General features: G+C 60.7%; 3 protein-coding genes. All 3 read right to left on the bottom strand.

The genetic code is table 11. The features are described from left to right. Positions 1-125 precede the first annotated feature (125 nt). The 3 genes from H6650_01205 to H6650_01195 are packed head-to-tail and all read right to left on the bottom strand — an operon-like array spanning position 126 to position 20,434. A complete protein-coding gene (locus H6650_01205; GenBank protein ID MCB8950608.1) occupies positions 126-1,451 on the bottom strand; it encodes an MFS transporter in 1,326 nt (441 codons plus the stop codon). Then, a complete protein-coding gene (locus H6650_01200; GenBank protein MCB8950607.1) occupies positions 1,448-17,059 on the bottom strand; it encodes an amino acid adenylation domain-containing protein in 15,612 nt (5,203 codons plus the stop codon). The genes H6650_01205 and H6650_01200 overlap by 4 nt, the downstream gene beginning before the upstream one ends. 24 nt (positions 17,060-17,083) lie before the next feature. Then, positions 17,084-20,434: an amino acid adenylation domain-containing protein gene (locus H6650_01195; GenBank protein MCB8950606.1), complete on the bottom strand. Its 3,351-nt coding sequence runs from the start codon at positions 20,432-20,434 to the stop codon at positions 17,084-17,086. Positions 20,435-20,457 lie beyond the last annotated feature (23 nt).

Genomic DNA, 20,457 nt, shown 5'->3' with positions numbered 1-20,457 from the left:
GAAAATAGCCTATCGTAGGGCGGGTTGGCAACCCGCCCATGCTTCAAAAACAGTCTCACGCGGAGACGCTAACGCCGCTCGGCGGCGCGGGCGCGGATAGGTAGGACAAACTGTTGGTTTGTCCTTTAGTCTGCGCTGGCGAGGGCGGCGTCGGGGGCGCTGCGGTCCAGCAGCCGCAGACGCGCGGAAGAGAGTCCTGCCAGGGTGACCAGAATGGTAAGAACGCCAATCACCACCAGCAGCAGGCTGATACCCCGCTGCGGACCAATACCAAAGAAGACGCCGGGCAAAGAGGCCAACGGCCCCGTGGACGTCAGCAGCGGATTAAAGACGTAGTCGGCAAACAGACCGGCGAGCAGGAAGCCAATCGGCAGAGTAGAAGTACCGACAACCATACGGATGCCGCTGACTCGCCCCTGGATGTCGGGTTCGACTTTTTCCAGCCAGAAAGCCTGGCTGCAACCACTCATAATGGGTACGCTCAGAAGGGCAACGAAGCCTACACCGGCAACGAGCCAGGGAGACGTTTGCCAGCCGAGGACAAAAATGCCGACGCCAACCGCAAAGCCAGACGTCAACACACCAAACACCCGCCGCCGCGGGCCACCCCAAGCAGCCATTATCAAACTACCCAATAGCAAGCTGGCGCCCAACAGCGACAACACGATGCCCAGAGTACGTTCGTCGCCCATGCTGAGAATCAAGGGGGGCAGCAAGGCTTCAAACATGGCAAATACCAGATTGATAGCCGCTACATAGAGCAGCAATTGCAGGAACCCAGAACGGGCGCGAATATAGCGCCAGCCAAAAAAGATGTCCTGAGCAAACGACGCCTGCGCGGCGGCGGCGCCTGCCTGGCTGCGGGCGGGTTTGGGAATAACCACCAGCGCCAACGTCACCAGGGCAAACAAAAACGTGATCAGGTCTATCGCTACCAGGCCATTCAGCCCGATAAAGCCAATCAAGGCCCCGGCCACAATCGGCGAGATAATGTCGGGCAGTGTCGTCGCTACTTGCAGCAAGCCGCTGGCCCGTCCTAGCTGAGCCTGGGGCACAAGCAGCGGCACGCTGGCCATGTAAGCCGGGCGCTGGAAGAGGGAGGCGGCTGTCTGAATGGTGGTGATCAGGTAAATGTGCCACACCGCCAATCGCCCGCCAAGAATGAGCAACAAGGCGATTACTGTCCCCAACGCGGCGACAGTGTCGCTGACGATCATCAGGTGACGGCGATTGAAGCGATCGCTCAGGACGCCGGCAATGGGGATGATAAGCCCTCCCGGCAAGGCAGAAAAGAACAAAATCAGGCTGAATTGCGTCACTGAACCGGTGTGTTCCAGAACCCAGAGGGTTAGACCAAAGCGGGTCAGCCCGGAACCAATCAAGGAAACAACCTGGCCCAACCAGACTACCAGAAACGCCGCCATGCCGCGCAGGGGGAGGTGTTGGCTCATTGTTCTGTTTCCATTTGCGGCAGACAGGCGCGCAACTGGCGGGCCAGCGCTTGCACGTGAGGCTGCCGCACCAGGCTGAAGTGGTCGCCGGGCAGTTCCATGCTCTGCCACGGCCCGGCAATCCAGGCTGCCCATCCCCGGTCTGGCCGGTCGCGGTTAGGGCTATCGGCCGCATTGAGGAAGACGACGGTTCCGGCATAGGGTTGGGGCCGGTAGGACAGCATGGCGGCAAAATTCGCCTGGAAGACGCGCAGCATCTGGGCGATCTGGTCTATGGTTACATCCGGCGGCATTTTATTGGTGGCTTTGGCCCGTTCCAAAATAACGGCTATCTGCTCGCGGTTGTCCATGCCGGCAAACGTTGGCGGAAGTTCGGCCAGTGAGAGGCCCAGGTCCTGCGCGAAGAAATGCAGGAAAGTGTTAGATTCAGCGGCGGCAGTTGGAGCAGACGGCTGGCTGACGTCAATGAGCGCCAGGAGCGCCACGGTTTCGTTGTTTGCCTGCAACTGCCGCGCCATTTCGAAGGCGACCATGCCGCCCATAGACCAGCCGCCCAGATAGTAGGGACCGGCAGGCTGGACTGTCTTGATTTCCGCCAGGTAGCGGGAGGCCATCTCGCCAATGTCTGTCAGTGGTTCAGCCCCGCCATCAAGGCCGGCAGATTGCAGGCCATAGAAGGGGCGATCATCGTCCAGGCTGCGCGCCAGATCGAGGTAAGGCAACACGTGACCGCCGCCGGGATGAACGCAAAAGAAGGGTGGCCGGTTGCCGGCAGGATGCAAACAAACCAGGGAACGATTCTCTGCCAGACCAGCCGCGCTTGTCGTCTGTTGACGCAGCAAATGCGCTAATTGCTCCACCGTGGCGTGCTGGAACAACGTGGCTAACGGGAGTTCTCGCCCCGTTCTTGCCTGAATTTCGGACACCAGACGCACGGCCAGTAGCGAATGGCCGCCTAATTCAAAGAAATTGTCGGTGATACCTATTGGGTATCGCGCAAGCGTTTGCTGCCACAACTGCACCAGGCGTAGTTCCAGCGCGTCGCGCGGCGGCACAAACTCGCGCGCGGCAGCGATGGCGCTGTCGGGGGCGGGCAGGGCGCGGCGGTCAATTTTGCCGCTGGGCGTAAGCGGGAGTTCTTCCAACAGGACGAAGCGTTCTGGGATCATGTAATCTGGAAGACGATGGCGCAGAGCGCGGCGGAGTTGTGCCGGCAGTTCCGTCCGTTTAGATTCGGGCCAGGCGCTGAGCAGATAGGCCACCAACCGCTTGTTGCCAGCCCGATCTGGCAACGCCTGGACCACCGCCGTTTGCACCCCTGGCTGCTGGCTAAGTACGGCTTCAATCTCGCCCGGTTCAACGCGATAGCCGCGCACCTTCACTTGAAAATCATTGCGCCCCAGGTATTCCAGGTTGCCATCGACGCGCCGGCGGGCCAGGTCGCCGGTTTTGTACAGGCGCGCCGCTGGGTCTGCGACAAATGGATCGCGCTGGAATCGTTCGGCGGTGAGTTCTGGACGACCCATGTAATCACGCGCCAGAATATCACCGCCAATATAAAGTTCGCCGACGACGCCAACAGGCACAGACTGGCCCTGACCATCCAGGAGATAAATCGCGGCGTTGTCAATGGGGCGACCAATGGGCGGCAGCGCGTCCCACGTCCGCGGCGGGCCGGTCAATGTGAAGGCGGTGGCTACATGGCTTTCTGTAGGTCCATACTGGTTGTGCAGCGCGCAGCCGGGCAGTCGCTGAAAAAAGTGGATGATGGGCGCAGTTACTTGCAGTTGCTCGCCGGCGGTGATGATTTCACGCAGAGAGGTGGCCAGGGGGGCTTCGGGTAGGCGGTAGGCGACTTCAGCCATGCTTTGCAGGGCGATGAAGGGCATGAAAATGCGTTGCACGCGCATGGCATCCATGTAGGTGAGCAGGGCCAATGGGTCGCGCCGCGTTTCTTCGGGGACCAGCACCAATGTGCCGCCGGAGTGCCAGGTGAAAAACAATTCCTGGCAGGAAACGTCGAAACTGATGGGCGAGAATTGCAGCGTGCGGGCGGGATAGTCGAGGGTGGTGTGCTGTTGCTGCCAGTGCATCAGGTTGGCTAACGGGCCGTGGGGCATGGCGACGCCTTTGGGCTGGCCGGTGGAGCCGGAGGTGTAGATGATGTAGAGCAGATTGCCGGCAGAAATGCCCGCTTCCAGCGGCTCCCGGGGTTCGTGAGCGACGATCTCCCATCGTGGGTCAGCCACGACAACCTGGCAACTACGGAGTGCCGCGGCCAGCAGGGGTTGCTGTTGGAAGGCGGCGAGAATATCTGCTGACGTAATCAGAATGGGGGCCTGGGCGTTTTGCAGCATGTAGGCCAGTCGTTCGGCGGGATAGGCGGCGTCTAGGGGCAGGTAAGCGCCGCCTGCCTTGAGGATGCCCAAAATGCCAACCGTCAGAGCTAACGAACGATCCAGGCAGATGGCCACAGGCACGTCTGCCCGGACGCCCAGGCGGCGCAAGTAATGGGCCAGTTGATTTGCCTGCGCCTCCAGCCCGGCATAGGTGAGGGAGGTTTGCCCATCGGTGACGGCCAGAGCGGCCGGTGTACGCTGCACCTGAGCGGCGAAAAGATGCGGCAGGGTCATTTCGGCTGGATGGCGCGGCGTTTGCGTCTGATTCCAGGCAGCAAGCTGCGCCTTTTCGGCTTCTGGAAGCAGCGGCAGGCGATCAATGGGCGCGTCCGGGTTAGCTACGATGCCTTGCAGGAGGGTGTGAAAACGCTGCCAGAAGCGTTGAATGGTAGCCGGCTCAAACAGGTCGGTATTGTACTCAATGGCCGCTTCCAGACCCTGCCCGGTGTCGTTAAGGAAAAGCGTCAGGTCAAATTTGGCGGTTTGGGCATTGATGGGTAGAAGGTTAATCTGTAAGTCTTGCCCGGGAGGCGGCGTGTCGTGGCGCAGCACAAACATGACCTGGAACAAAGGCGTGCGACTGAGATCGCGGCGGGGTTGGAGTTCCTCTACCAGGCGTTCGAAGGGCAGATCCTGATGGGCGTAGGCTTCCAGGGCGGTTTCGTGTACGGCCGCCAGCGCCTGACGGAAAGAGGCGTCACCAGCCAGATTGGTGCGCAGCACCAGGGTGTTGAGAAAGAAGCCGATCAGGTCTTCGGTCTGAGGGTGCGTGCGGTTGGCAATGGGGGAACCGACGATGATGTCAGGTTGGTTGGTGTGGCGATAGAGCCAGACTTTGAAGGCTGCCAACATGGTCATGAAGAGGGTGACGCCTTCGGCCTGGCTCAAGGCTTTGAGCGAGTTGGACAGGTCTTTGGGCAGGTGGAAGCGGGCGATGTCGCCGTTGAACGTGACCAACGGCGGGCGGGGATGGTCGGTGGGTAGTTCCAGAGTGGGAAGGGCATATCCGTTTATAGATTGGGAATCGACGGATGCGCTGGAGGAACTCTCGCTTGTGGGGAAGTCCAAAGTTGATTTTGAACGAACCCTTAGTTTTTGCTGCCAATATGTAAGCTGCGCGGTCAGGGTGGCTTCATCCAACCGGCGGCGCTGCCAAACGGCATAATCGGCATATTGAATGGGAAGTGCCGGCATTTCCCACGACTGTCCCTGTGCAAAAACCTGGTAATGGGCGAGCAATTCGCGGCGGAGGATGTCATTGGACCAGGCGTCGAAGATGATATGATGAATGTTAAAGAACAACACATGTTCGTCTTCCGCCAGGCGCAGCAGCATGGTACGCCACAGCGGACCGCGAGCCAGATCAAAGGGGCGGCGGGCCTCCTGGCGCAGCAGGTCGTCCAGGGAAATCCGGTTGTCCGGCGTCTCCAAATTAACCCACCTGTGCGCCGCGTCCACATCTGGCTCAAAGCGGAACGGTTGGGGTGGGTGAATCACTTGCACCGGTTCGCGATCCGCAACGGTGAAGGTGGTGCGCAGGATTTCGTGGCGACGGAGGATGGTGGCAATGCTCTGCTCCAGAGCGGCAACGTTCAGTGGCCCGGACAGGCGTAGGGCCGAGGGGACGTTGTAGGCGCTGCCCGGTTCAAACTGCTCCAGGAACCAGAGTCGCTGTTGGGCAAAGGAGAGGGGCAACGGCTGGTGGCGCGGCGCAGGGGGTATCGGCGTCCAGGAGCGGTCAGCGTCGGCGGTGAACTGCTCCAGGCGGGCAGCCAGGCGGGCGACTGTAGGCTCCTCAAAGAGGAGGCGTAGGGGCAGGTCAGTGGCAAAGGTCTGGCGTAGGCGGTTGATGACGCGGGTTGCCAGGAGGGAATGGCCTCCCAGAGAGAAGAAGTTGTCGTCGCGCCCGATGGGAGATGCCGGCAAAACCTGCGTCCAGATGTCTACAATTATCTCTTCCACCGGGGTGCGCGGTGGCGTCAGCGAGCGCGCTGGCAGCAAGCTGTCCGGTGCCGGCAAGTTGCGGCGGTCGAGCTTGCCACTGCTGGTCAGCGGCAGTTTTTCCAGCAGCACGTAGGTGGATGGGATCATATAGTCGGGCAACTTCTGGCGTAAGAATTCCGTCACGCTCTCCAGATCAATGGTTTGTTGCCGCGGCGCCATCAGGTAAGCGATCAGGTATTTTGTGCCGGCATCCTGATCCTGGCGCAACAGTACGATGGCGGTCTGCACTCGCGGGTGCTGTTGCAGCACAGCCTCAATTTCCCCCAGTTCGATGCGATACCCGCGTATCTTCACCTGATGATCCATTCGCCCCAGAAATTCGACCTGTCCGTCGGGGAGATAGCGTACCAGGTCGCCAGTGCGGTAGAAGCGGGCGTCGGGATCGTCTGAAAACGGGTTGGGGCGGAAGCGGTCAGCGGTGAGGTCGGGCCGGTTTAGATAGCCCCGAGCTACGCCAGCGCCCCCCACGACCAGTTCGCCCGTTACGCCTACCGGCACGGGGTTATCGTAGGGGTCCAGAATGTAAAGCTGGGTGTTGGCAATCGGGCGGCCAATGGTGATGCGCGCAGCATCCGTGACGCGGCCGCCGCTGGCGATACAAGTTATTTCGGTGGGGCCGTAGAGGTTCCAGATAGGCAGATCGGGGAAGCGGCGCATGGTTGCCTGCACCAGGGGGGCGGGCAGGGCCTCGCCGCCGGTAACGAGTTGGCGAATGTCCAACTGGCGGAAGCGGCTATCCAGTTCCTCCATCATCGCCTGCCACAGAGCCGGGACACTGTTAAAGAGGAGGCGTTGGCGCGTTGCCAGTAAATCGAGCAAACGATCTGGCTGACTGACCACGCTGGTGGGGATGAGCCAGATGGCGCGACCGGTGAGCAGCGGGGCAAAAAGTTGCTTAATGGAGGCGTCGAAGGTGAAGCTGGTGCTGGCAACGACGGTATCCACTTCTGTCGAAAACTGCGCCGAAATCCACAGGAGGTAGTTGGACAGGGAGCGGTGAGAGATCATGACGCCCTTAGGCTTCCCGGTGGAGCCGGAAGTGTAAATAATGTAGGCGATGTCCGAGGGGCCGGGGAGATAGGTCGGGTTTTCGAGATCAGCGGCAGCGGTGAGGCGTTGCGGTGCAGCGGCAGGGAGATCGTCCACGTAAAGGCAGGAGCCTGAATAATGGGGAAACAGGTCGGCCAGGTCGCGGCGGGTGATAAGCAGGGGGGCGGCGGTATCTTCCAGAATGTAGGCCAGACGCTCCGGCGGGAAGTTGTGTTCCAGGGGCACGTAAGCGCCGCCGGCTTTGAGGATAGCCAGCAGGGTGATGAGCATTTCCAGAGAGCGATCCAGACAAACGGCGACGGGGACCTCGGCGGAGACGCCCAGGCGGCGCAGGTGATGGGCCAGTTGGTTAGCCTGGTGGTTCAATTCGGCGTAGGTAAGTTGGCGTTGACCGGATGCCGGCGGTTGTCCGCCGGATGCCGGCGGTTGTCCGCCGGATGCCGGCGGTTGCTCGTCAACAGCGGCGATGGCTTGCGGTGTGCGCTCAACCTGCGCCGCCAGCAGTTGAGGGAAGGTTGTATCTAGCGGATAATCAACGGCGGTAGCGTTCCAGGTGCGCAAGAGTTGCCGCCGTTCGTCGGGATGCAGCAGATCGAACTGGGAGAGCGTGTGGTGGGGCGCGGCGACAATAGCGGCAAGCAGGTTGGTGAAGTGGCGGGACATGCGCTTGACGGTGGTCTGATCGAACAGATCGGTGTTGTAGATGAAGGTGGCGAGAATGCCGGCATCCATCTCCACCATGTTCAGCGTTAAATCAAACTTGGCCGTCTGGCTTTCAACAGGCAGCAGGGAGATTATCAGTTCTGGCAGCGAGGCTGCCGCCATTCCAGACTCGGCCATGTTTTGCAACACAAACATCACTTGAAAGAGCGATGAGCGGCTCAAATCCCGTTCTGGATGTAGTTCTTCCACCAGCTTCTCAAAGGGCAGGTCCTGGTGCATATAAGCGCCGAGCGTTACTTCTCTCACTCGTTCCAGCAACGCCAGAAACGAAGGGTTGCCGCTCAAATCGGTGCGCAAAGCAAGCGTATTTACAAAAAAGCCGATCAGATCTTCTATCTCGCGCCGGTTGCGGTTGGCAATGGGGGAACCGACGACAATGTCGGTCTGGTGGGTGTAGCGATGTAGCCAGGTTTTGAAGGCAGCCAGCAGGGTCATAAACAAGGTAGCCCCCTGCTGCTGGCTGAGGCGATTTAAGGCAGCCGTCAGGTCAGGGGAGAGGGTAAATTCATAGGAAGCTCCATTGTAAGTCTGTATAGGGGGGCGGGGACGGTCGGTTGGCAGGGCAAGCGCCCGCGGTTCCCCGCCCAGCCGATCTTTCCAGTAAGCCAACTGCCTTGCCAGAACGTCTCCTTGCAGCCAGCGCCGCTGCCAGCGAGCGAAATCCCCATATTGCAGCGGCAGCGGCGGCAGGTGCGCCGGCTGACCGCTGGCATACGCCCGGTAATAATGGATCAATTCGTTCACCAGGATTTGCATGGACCAGCCATCAGAGATGATATGGTGCATGTTCAGGTACAGAATATGTTCGTCATGCGCCAACCGGAAAAGCTGGAACCGCAGCAGTGGCCCACGGGATAAATCAAACGGTTGCCGCGCGTCTGCTTGAATGTGCTGCCACGCGACAGGCTGCCGCTCTATCGGCGGCAGCGTCGTCAGGTCTAGCAGAGGCAGGTCCCGCGGCGCCGGCGCGGCGACGACCTGGCAGACGGCCTCTGCTGCGCCGCTGAAGGTGGTGCGCAGGGTGTTATGCCGGGCGATCAGACTGTTCAGGCTTTCTCTCAATGCCGGCACGTCGAGTACGCCGCGTAAGGAAACCGCCAGGGGCATGTTGTAGAAAGGAATGCCTGGGTTTAACTGGTCCAGGAACCAGAGCCGCTGCTGGGCGAAGGAGAGGGGCGGCGGCGTGGTATCTTCGCTAGCTTCCAGCGCGATCATTTCCGCCGGCGCGCCAGACAGCGCCTGCTCCAGCAGGCCGGATAGGGCGGCGATGGTGGGGGCCTCAAAAATGCGGCGCAGTGGCATCTCCACCTGGAACTGCTGCCGGATGCGGGAGACGATTTTGGTGGCAATCAGGGAGTGACCGCCGATTTCAAAGAAGTTGTCGTGGATGCCGACACGCTCCATACCCAGCGACTCGCCCCACAGTTGGGCCAGCCTGGCTTCTGTTTCGCTGCGCGGCGCGACGTATGTATCCGCATCGGTTTCGCTGAAGTCCGGCAGCGGCAAGGCGCGCCAGTCTAGTTTGCCGTTGGGCGTGATGGGGAAGGCATCCAGGAAAAGGTAAAAGGCGGGGACCATGTATGCCGGCAGACGTTCCTGTAAATAAGCGCGCAGGTCTGCCGGCGTCGTCTCTTGCTGTGGTACGATGTAGGCAGCCAGGTATTTGCCGCGTTGATCGTCCTGATGGGCCAGCACGGCAGCCTGAGAGACGGCGGCGTGGGCGCGCAGGACGGCTTCAATTTCGCCTAACTCTATGCGAAAACCGCGAATCTTTACCTGCTGGTCAATACGCCCGACGTAAGTAATGCGCCCGGCCAGGTCGTAGCGCACCCAGTCCCCGGTGCGGTAGAGGCGGCGAGCGTCAGGGCTGCCGGCAAATGGGTCAGGCACAAAACGCCCGGCGGTCAGTTCGGGACGATTCAGGTACCCTAGAGCCAGGCCATCGCCGCCAATATAGAGTTCTCCGAGTACGCCTGCCGGCACGGGCTGTCCGTGCGCGTTCAATACATGCAGCGTGGTATTGCTCAAAGGCCGGCCAATGGGAATAGCGGCAGCGGCGGCGTCTGTAGGCTGTACCAGGTACCAGGCGGCAAAAGTGGTGCTTTCCGTCGGCCCATAGGCGTTGAGCAGACGGGGAGGCGGATTGTGCCGCAATACGCGGCGTACGGCGACGGGATCAGCGGCTTCGCCCCCAAACAGCACATTACGCACGGTAGCAAATGCTCCAGGCTGCTCGTAAGCAATCTGGTTGAACAGTGTCGCCGTCAGAAACATGGCCGTCACGCCTTGCTCCCGCAGGTAAGCGACGAAGTCGGGCAGCGACAGCAGCAGTTCTTGAGGAACGCCTACCAACTGCCCGCCATGCAGCAACGCGCCCCAAATCTCAAACGTAGCCGCGTCAAAAGAGGTATTGGAAACGTGCGCCAGGCGATCGTCGGGACCAAACTGAATATAGTTGGTATGGAAAACCAACCGGTTAATGGCTTGTTGAGGGATGATGATACCCTTGGGCTGCCCGGTAGAGCCGGAGGTGTACATCACGTAAGCGACATCGGCGGCGGTGGCCTGGTGGTCAGGATTCTGGTCGTCGGCGGCGGCAATAGCGATGGCGGCGGCATCCAAATTGACCGGGCGTGTTTGCGGCGGCAGATGGTCACTGATTTGCGCCACCAGGACGTCGTTCGTGAGTACGATGGGTGCGCCGACGTCGGCGAGCATAAAAGCCAATCGCTCGGCGGGATAGGTGGGATCCAGCGGGACGTAGACCCCACCCGCCTTGATGATGGCTAACGTGGCTACAATCATTTCTGGCGAACGTTGCAGGAAAATAGCCACAGGTGTGCGGCGACGGACGCCCAGGCGTCGCAAATAATGGGCCAGTTGGTTGGCCCGTTGGTTGAGTTCCTGGTAAGTAAGCTGGCTACTGGGGAAGGAGACGGCAGTTTTGTGGGGTCGCCGGGCGACCTGGGCTTCAAAGAGGGCAGCCAATCCCGCTTCCCGTGGGTAGTCTGTAGCGGTGTCATTCCAGGCGGCGATAAGCTGCTCTTCCCGCGGCGTGATCAGCGGGAGAGAGGCCAGCGGACGATCCGGAGCGACGACTATGCCTTGCAGGAGATTCTGAAAGTGGGCGGCCATGCGGGTGATAGTGCCGGCATCGAACAGGTCGGTGTTGTATTCAAACACGGCGTGCAGTCCATCGCTCATCTCCGAAACGAACAGGGTCAGATCGAACTTGGCCGTCTCTGTGTTTAGCTCTATCTGAGATACAGAGATGTCCGGCGTCTGGAAAGCGGCACTGGAGAACTGATCTTCCAGGGAGAACATGACCTGGAAGAGCGGAGAACGGCTGGGATCGCGCACCGGGCGCAGGGCCTCGACTAATTGTTCGAAGGGCAAATCCTGATTGGCGTAAGCATCCAGCGTCACCTGGCGCACCTGCTGTAGCAGCGACCGAAAACTGGGGTCGGCTTCAAGATTGAAGCGCAGCGGCAGCGTGTTAACAAAAAAGCCGATTAGCGGCTCCAATTCCTGTCGGCTGCGACCGGCGATGGGTGCGCCGACGAGGATGTCTGTCTGGTTGGTGTAGCGATGCAGCAGCCCGGTGAAAGCCGTGAGCAGCATCATGAACAGGGAAGCGTTCTCCTGCTGCCCCATCTGTTTCAGCGATTCCAGCAGCGGGCGAGGCACGGCAAAGCTGTAGATGGTTCCATTGTAAGTCTGCGCGGCCGGGCGGGGGCGATCGGTGGGTAAGGCCAGCGGGGCGAGTTCGCCCCGCAACTGGTTCGCCCAATAATCAAGCTGCTTTTGCCGTACCTCTCCAGACAGCCACTGCCGCTGCCAGATGGCGTAATCGGCATACTGCACGGGCAGGTCTGGCAGACTGGCAGGAGGACGATTATTGGTGTAGGCGTTGTAGAAAGCGGTCAGCTCGCGCACGAAAATACCCAGCGACCAGCCATCAGCCACAATGTGATGGATGTTGATCAGCAGGATGGCATCATCCGCTGCTAACTGGTAGAGATTGGCGCGGACCAGGGGTTCGTGCTGGATCTGGAAAGGACGGCGCACGGCCTCATTGATTTGGGCCTGGGCGTGGGCTTCACGCTCGGCGGGCGTCTGCCCGGAGATGGGGAAGACGGCCAGGGATATTTCCAGTTCTGGCCGGACAACCTGCACGGGCTGTTGATCGACCAGGGCGAAGGTCGTGCGCAGGCTTTCATGGCGGCGGATGATGGCGTTGATGCTGCGCTGCAATGCCGGCACATCCAACCGCCGCCGCAGGCGCACAACCACGGGAATGTTGTAAAACGGGCTGTCTGGCTCTAGCTGGTGAAAGAACCACAGCCGCTGCTGGGCAAAAGAAAGGGGGATGGTGGCGGAAGCCGCGGCATCCGCCGGGCGGCGGGGAATAGTGACCGGGGCGGCAGGAGGCAAATCAACGGCTTTGCGCAGCAATTTTTGCAGCAGCGCCCGTTTGTTATCGGAAAGTTGGGCGCGTTTTTCATCCAGCCGGGCCTGCTGATGGGCGAGTGTTTCGGCGGGCGGCGCAGGAGCTGCGTCTGGTTGGCCGGTTGGCGCGGGAGGAGGCGGAGCGGGCAGCGTCGCCCGATCCAGACGACCATCGGGATGGCGCAAAATCTGGCCGACCTGAACCAGATCAGCCGGCAGCGGTCCATGCCAGCCCTGTTGTTGCAAGTGGAGACGCAGGGTGGCAATGGTGGGCAGCATCTGACCGGGGTGGAGGAGGAGGTAGGCGATTAAGTAAGGTGAGGTGGGGGTGTCGCGCCAGGGAAGGATGCCGGCATCCTGTACGGCGGGATGCTGGGTCAACCGCGCGGCTAATTGTTGGTATTGGGCTATTTCGGTTTCGGTAGACAGGGCGTGGGCCGCGATGGGCTGCTCGGGGGCAGCCAGGAGTTGGGCGAGGAGACGAGTCCATTGCGCGGTCATGCGCGCCAGGGTTTCCGGATTGAAGATGTCGCTGTTGTATTCGATGCGGCCGCGCAGCTCGCCGGCTTCAGCCCACATGCCAATCGAAAGATCGAATTTGACGTTGGGGTTGAATGCCGGCATCATTTCCATGCGTACGCCGGGCAGTTCCCGCACCTCTTCCAACCAGTCCTGAAAAGTGAACATGACCTGAAACAACGGCTGCCCGCTGTTGTCTCGCTTTGTTTGCAGCCGTTCCACCAGCTTGTCAAAGGGGACATCCTGGTTTTCATACGCTTCCAGCGTAGCGCGCTGCACCTGTGTCAGCAGTTCATGGAAATTGGGCTTGTGGTGGAAATCAGCCGCCAGCACCAGCACATTGACAAACAACCCGATCAACCGCTCTACTTCTGGCTGGTTGCGCCCGGCCACAGGCGTGCCAATGCGAATCTGGTCTTGATGCGTGTACAAATAGAACAGCGCATGCCAGGTGGAAAGCAGGGTCATAAACAAGGAACAGCCGGCGACCTGCCCCACCTGGCGCAACTGCTGGCTGAGCGCAGCGTCAAGCGCAAAGTTGTGGATGCCGCCTTGAAATGCCGGCAGGGCGGGGCGAGGGCGGTCAGCGGGCAGATCAAGAGATGGCGGATTCAGACCCAACTTTTCGGTCCAGTAGGCAAACTGGCGCTGGATATCGCCGCTTTGGGCAACCCACTCCTGCTGCCAGCGGGCAAAGTCGGCGTATTGGATGGGAAGAGGAGACAGGTTGGGCGTTTCCTGCCGGCAAAAAGCCGCATACAGCGCCGCCATATCTTGCGTAAAAATCTCGACCGACCAGCCATCCATGACAATGTGATGCACATTAATCAGCAGCACATGCGCCTCCGCGCCCAATCGCAGCAGTTGAAAACGGATCAGTGGCCCGCGCTCCAGATCGAACACCTGAGAGGCATCCGCCGCGATACGCACCTGCACCTGCCGCGCCTGCGCCGGCGCCGGTTCATGAGAGAGATCGGTCAGCGGCAGAGGATAGTCGCCAACGGGCTGCAACCGGGCACACGGCTGCCCATTGTCGCTATGGAAGGTCGTGCGCAGCGTATTGTGGCGAGCAATGATCTCGTTTAGCGTCTGGTGCAGGGCGGCGATGTGCAGTTGACCGGTAAGGCGAACGGCAAATATCTGGTTGTAAGCGGTGCTGTCGGGCATAAGCTGCTGCCAGAACCAGAGGCGCTGCTGAGCAAAAGAGAGCGGTAGTTGCGCCGTCTGGCTCAGAGGCGTAATAGGCGAGTAGCGGCTGGCGCGGGCAGTCTGCACGCAAGCATCCAAATGCGCCGCGAGGTCAGCAATAGTGGGGCGACTAAAAATGTCTGGCAGGGCCAGGTCAACGCCAAAAACGTCGCGCACGCGAGCGATGACGCGCACGGCGGCCAGCGAATGTCCGCCAATTTCCAGAAACGGGTCGTGAATGCTCACGTCATCCAATCCGAGGACGGCGGACCAGATGCCGGCCAATGCTTTTTCGCCGGTCGTGCGCGGCGGCGCGAAGTCATCACGGCCGGCCGCGCCCACGTCGGGGCGCGGCAGCGCCCGCCGATCTAGTTTGCCGTTGGGCGTGATGGGAAAAGCATCCAGAAAAAGCACAAAGGGAGGAACCATGTAATCAGGTAGCCGCGCCTGTAAATAATCGCGCAGGGCGGTGGGCGTGACGTCCGCCCGCGGCACCACGTAGGCGGTCAGGTATTTCCCTTTCGATGCCGTTGTCATTCCCTGCCGCCGATCCTCATGGGCCAGGACGGCCGCCTGGGCCACGGCGGGATGCCGACGTAGGGCGGCTTCGATTTCGTCCAACTCAATACGAAAACCGCGAATCTTAACCTGATGGTCGCTGCGCCCGACAAAGGCCAGCACGCCCGAGGGCAGCCAGCGGACCAGGTCGCCCGTTTTGTAGAGGCGGTCGCCACCAGGGCGGCGGGCGCCGGGCTGATCGGAAAATGGATTGGGGATAAAGCTGGCGGCGGTGAGGGCGGGGCGGTTCAGGTAGCCCTGGGCCAGACCATCGCCGCCAATGTACAGTTCGCCGACGACGCCGACGGGGACGGGCTGTCGGCAGCGATTGAGTACATACACCTGCGTATTGGCAATAGGTGTACCGATAGGCACACTGGTCAGGGGTGCGCCCGTGGGCGACACCTGATAGAAGGAGGCATAGGTGGTGCTTTCAGTTGGTCCGTAGACATTGATGACTTGTGGCGGCGGATCATGCTGGAGCACACGCTGAACGGCGACAGGGTCTGCTGCTTCGCCGCCAAAAAGGATGGCCCGCAACGGGCTAAACAGGCGTGGCATATCGTAAGCAAACTGGTTAAAAAGAGAAGTGGTGAGCAGCATGACGGTGATTTGCTGCTGTTCGATATACGCCGAGAGCGCCACAGGGGAGAGCAGCATTTCTTTGGGGATGCCCACCAGGCGCGCCCCGTGCAGCAAAGCGCTCCAGATTTCAAAGGTGGCGGCGTCGAAGGAGGTATTGGAAAGGTGGGCAATGCAATCCGTTTCATGGAACGCCACGTAATTGGTGTGGAGCACCAGGCGGCTGACGCCGCGCTGCGGAATGACGATGCCTTTGGGCTGTCCGGTGGAGCCAGATGTGTACATCACGTAGGCCGGATCGGCGCCGGTGGTCTGGCAATTGGGGTTATTGCTGTTGCCGGCAGCAACGACTGCGGCGTCAATGGCGGCCGCTTCGCTCTCCAGGTCAATCAGGGCCGACCGGTGTGGCAGAAGCTGCGCCGCCAGGTGTGCGCGGCTGATCAAGAGGGGCGCCTGAGAATCAGCCAACATAAAGGCAATCCGTTCCGCGGGGTAGGAAACGTCCAGCGGCATGTACACCCCGCCGGCTTTGATGATCGCCAGGATAGACACGATCATGTCGAGGGAGCGTTCCAGATAAATGGCGATGATACTGTTTCGCCCGGCGCCGCGCTGCTGTAAATAATGGGCCAGTTTATTGGCGCGGTCGTTCAGTTGGGCATAGGTCAGTTCCCCCTCCGGGAAAGAAACGGCAACTTTGCGCGGAACGCGGGTGGCCTGAGCCTCGAAAAGGGCGGCAAGGGGGGCATCGGCGGGGTAAGGGGTGGCGGTATCGTTCCAGGTGACCAGGATACGCTCTTCCTCGGCCGGCGTAAGCAAGGGGAGGGTCTCCAGGGGTTGGTCCGGCGCGACCAACATAGCGGTCAGGAGGCGGTCGAAATGGGCCGGCAGATGTTCCCTGGTCTGCGCTGTGAACAGGTGGGCGGCATAGGCAGCGTGCAGCGTCAGGGCGTCGTCTGTCTCCTGGACGCGCAGGCTGAGATCAAACGGGCTGAGACCTGTGTCAACGGGGCGCAAGCGCCAGGTCAGGTTGTCGCTAGTCCAGGGGGGAGTAGCGGCAGCCCATTCGTATGTCACCTGAAAGAGGGGCGCGTAGCTTAGCCCCCCTTCAACTTGCAGGTGGGGCAACAGGGAAGCCAGGGGTATGGGGTGAGCGGCGTTGGCCTGCAACGTCGCGGCCGTGCGGTGCGTCAGCCAGCGAAAGGATGCTGTGGACGCGCCACCGGCATCCACGGGCAGTTGGAGGCGCACGGGTAGGTAGTCCTGTCGCGGCAGGGAATGCTCCTCCTCCGGCACCGGATAGGCAGTGGGCAGGCCCACAGTAAGATCGTGCTGGTTGGTGTAGCGAACGAGCAAGGCCAGCCAGGCGGAGAGCAGCAGGGTGGGCAGGGGGATGTTTTCAGCGGCGCTAAAGCGGCGGAGAGACGTCTCTGTCGCGGCGGGTAATTGCCAGGCGTAGGTCGTTGTTTCAAATGCCGGCATAGCCGGACGAGCATGATCCAGCGGCAGTTCCAGCAGCGGCTGATGGCCCTGTAACTGCTGCTGCCAGTACGTCAGGGTCGCCTCGTGGGGAAAGGAGGGCAAAGTTGCCGCGCCAGAGGTCCCGCCCCGCTCTTCCGGCGCTGTTGCGGCGTAAAGGACGGCCCATTCTGACCACAATGCCGGCAGCGACGCCTCATCCGCTACCAGGCGGTGCGCCGCCAGCCAGAGGAGGTGCCTCTCCGCCCCCAGACGCAGCAATTCGGCGCGCCACAAAGGAGCGTGTTCCAAATCAAAAGGCTGCCGCGCCGCCCGACGCAAAATATCCTCTATCGCATCTGCCTGGGCAACAGCATCCAGGTGCGTCAGGTCCGTCACCGGCAGCGAAACGGTATCTATCGCTGTTTCCTGCCACGTCGGTTGGTCATCGACGGTGATGCAAGCGGCGCGCAGCGGGAGATAGCGGCGGAGCAAAACGTTCGCGCTGGCTTGCAGCCGCGCGATGTGCAGCGGGCCATCCAGTTCTACGGCGCCCACGACGTGTTGGGTGGGGTTGCCGGGATACAGTTGATACAGGAACCAGGCGCGCTGCCGCGGCGGCGACAACGGCTGGCGCACCAGATTGGCAACGGAGGAAGAGAGGGGAGAAGCAGTCATAAAGGAATTCCCGTGCGGACAAGGCTATGAGGAGAGGAGCAAAGCAGCTTCCTCTTCAGAGAGCGTTTCCAGCTTTTCAATCAGGGCCTCTTCCACGGCTACCGCCAATCCGGCAATGGAGGGCGTCTCGAAGAAGGCGCGTAGCGGCAGGTCAATCTGGAAGGTGTCGCGGGCGCGAATAGCCAACTGTGTCGCCAGCAGCGAATGGCCGCCTAATTCAAAGAAATTGTCATGAATGCCAACCTGCTGCAATCCCAAAACTTTGCCAAATAGCTCCGCCAGCACTTCTTCGGCCAGGGTGCGCGGGGCGACATAGGGTTGAGCTACCTGGGGGCGGCTGGAGAGATCGGGAACAGGTAGTTGGCGGCGATTGATCTTGCCGTTGGGGCTGAGGGGCAGTTGGCTTAGGGTGACATAATGGCCCGGAAGCATGTAGTCTGGCAGGCGTTTTTGGAGAAAGGCAAACAGTTCATCGGTGGCAGGGATCATGTCGGATGCCGGGACAATGTAGGCCACCAGCCGTCTGTCGCCCGTTTCACTCTGGAAATCAACGACGGTTGCCGTTTGCACCTTCTCGTGCTGCTGCAGGGCGGCTTCAATTTCACCCAATTCGACGCGGAAACCGCGAATCTTCACCTGGAAATCAGCCCGCCCCAGAAAAGCGATGTGGCCGGCAAGCGTCGAAGGCTCGTTTGCGGAATGGCCGTTTGCCGGCAGGAAGCGGGCCAGATCGCCGGTCTTGTATAATTGCTCACCGGGGAGGAAGGGGTTAGGCATAAAGCGGGTATCGGTGAGATCGGGGCGGTTGGTGTAGCCTCGGCCCACGCCGGCGCCGCCGATATACAGTTCGCCGGCAACACCTGCCGGCACAGGCTGCAAGGCGTCGTCCAGGACGTAGAGGCGCACGTTGGGGTAAGGGCGGCCTATGGGCGTGATCTGGTCATCGCTGAGGGTGTCGGTGGAGTGGCGAAAGTAGGAGCTGTCAATGGTGGCTTCGGTGACGCCGTAAGTGTTGGCGAAAATGGTGTGGGGACCGCACAACTGCTGAGTGCAACGGTGATCACGCACGTGCCAGGCATCGGACCCCACGGACAGGAAGTGGAACTGGCGCAGGTCGCCGCCGTTTTGCTCCAAATGGGCCACGAGGAGGCGCAGCACTGCCGGCACAAATTCCGCCGCCGTGATGTTTTCGGTCACAATCAACTGCGCCAGTTTGTCCGGCTGCAGCAGCGTTTCGCGGGGACACAAGACCAGCGTATCACCGGAGCAAAGGGCGCGCGTCAGGTCGCCGGAGAATACATCAAAGGAAAAGCTGGCCATCTGCAAATGGCGCAGCGGCTGCCGGCCCAGTTGGTAAAGCTGTTGCCAGCCGTAATAGGCGTGGCGCAAATTGCCATGCTCCAGCATAACGCCCTTGGGCTGACCGGTGGAGCCAGAGGTGTAGACGATGTAAACCAGGTGTTCCGGGCGAGAGATGTTTGGCGGATTTTGGTCGCTTTCCTGGGCGATTCGCGGCCAGTCGGCGTCCAGATGGAGCACGGGGCGTTCAGGTAAGGGCAGTTTGCCGGCCAGGTGGGTCTGGGTGAGGAGGAGGGCAATGCCGGCATCCTGGCAAATAAAAGCCAGCCGCTCAGGCGGGTGGATGGGGTCTAGGGGGACGTAAGCGCCGCCGGCTTTCAGCACAGCCAGGACAGCCAGAATCATTTCCAGCGAACGCTCCACGTAAATGCCTACAGGCGTTTCTGGCCCCACGCCCAGGCGGCGCAGGTGGTGAGCCAGTTTGTTAGCGCGTTCGTTCAACTCAGCATACGTCCAGCGCTCGCTGCCAACAGCGACGTTCGCCCCCCAAACGACGGCGGTGCGGTGCGGCGCGCGGGCGACAGCCTGCTCAAACAACTGGTGCACGCACACGTCGCGGTCATAGTCGGCGTCTGTATCATTCCACTCCCACAGCAGTTGCTGTTGTTCGGCGGATGTGAGCATCGGCAGACGCAGCAGCAGGTGCCGCGGATCGTCCACCGCACCCTGCAACAAGTTTTGATAGTGGACGAAAAAACGGTCAACCGTGCTTTCATCGAAGAGATCGGTGTTGTATTCAAACGCCACCAACTGCCCTGCTTCCGTCTCCCAGGTGACCAGGCTGAGATCCACCAGCGCCGCCCCGGTGTCCGTCTCCAGGGCGTGTAGCGTGAGGCCGGCAATCTTCTGCGCCTTGGGGCGGGCAGTGCGAGAGACAAACATCACCTGAAACACAGGCGGGTGGCTGGGATCGCGGTTGACTTGCAGTTCATCCACCAACTGCTCAAAGGGGAATTCCTGGTTGGCCAGGGCAGACAGGGTCGTTTCACGGACGCGCCGCAACAATTGGCGAAAGGTGATTGTTTTATCAATCTGCGTGCGCAAGGCCAGCGTGTTCGTGAACAGGCCGATGAGGTTTTGATCGGTAGGCAGGGTACGACCGGCCACGGGCGTGCCGACGAGGATGTCGGATTGTCCCGTATAGCGATACAGCAACGTTTTGAAAGCAGCCAGCAGCACGACAAATGGCGTACAGCCTTCCTGGCGGCTAAGGCGTTTAATGGCTTCGGTCAACCGCGACGACAAATAAAAGTATTTGGTGGCGCCATTGGAAGAGCGGAAGGGGGGACGGGGCCGGTCGGTGGGCAAATCCAGAATAGGCAGGTCCCCCTCTAGTTGTTTTTTCCAGTAGGCAAGTTGGTCCGCCATCTGGCCGCTTTGCCACTGTTGCCGCTGGCGATGGGCAAAGTCCACGTACTGCAAGGGCAAATCGGGCAGCGGCGACGCCTGGTTAGCAGTGAAGGCCGCGTAGAGGATGCCCAGTTCACGGGTGAACAACTCCATGGAGACGCCGTCGGTGATGGTATGGTGCATGTTGATGAAGCCGACATGCTCGGTAGGGCTGAAGCGGATCAGGCGTATGCGCAGCAGCGGCCCGGCGGCCAGGTCGAAGCGGGTGCGGGCTTCGGCCAGGGTGAGTCGCCGAACTTCGGCGTCCCGCTCCACAACGGGAACGCTTTGCCGGTCCACGACTTCGATAGTGAGCGGCTGGAATGGGGCAATGATTTGCACCGGTTGGTCGTCGCGGACAACAATGCGCGCGCGTAAAATGGTGTGGCGGCGCAAAATCTCGTTGGCGCTTTTCTCCAGGGCAGCCAGGTTAATGGGGCCAGAGAAGCGAATGGCGTAAAGAATGTTTAGCGACGGATCACCAGGATCGAACTGGTCAAAGAACCAAAAGCGGCGCTGAGCAAAGGAAAGGGGATAGCTTCTTTTGCTGGCTTTCTCTTGCAACATTTGGGCCAGCAGGGCACGCTTGTCAGCGGCGCTCAAGTTCCCGGCGGGTATCTGGGTCATGAAGTGATTCCTCCTACAGGCAT

The organism is Ardenticatenales bacterium (genome assembly GCA_020634515.1).
Classification (GTDB): Bacteria; Chloroflexota; Anaerolineae; order Promineifilales; family Promineifilaceae; genus JAGVTM01.
The sequence above is the reverse complement of the archived record's forward strand: the minus strand, read 5'-3'. Positions and strand labels throughout refer to the sequence as shown.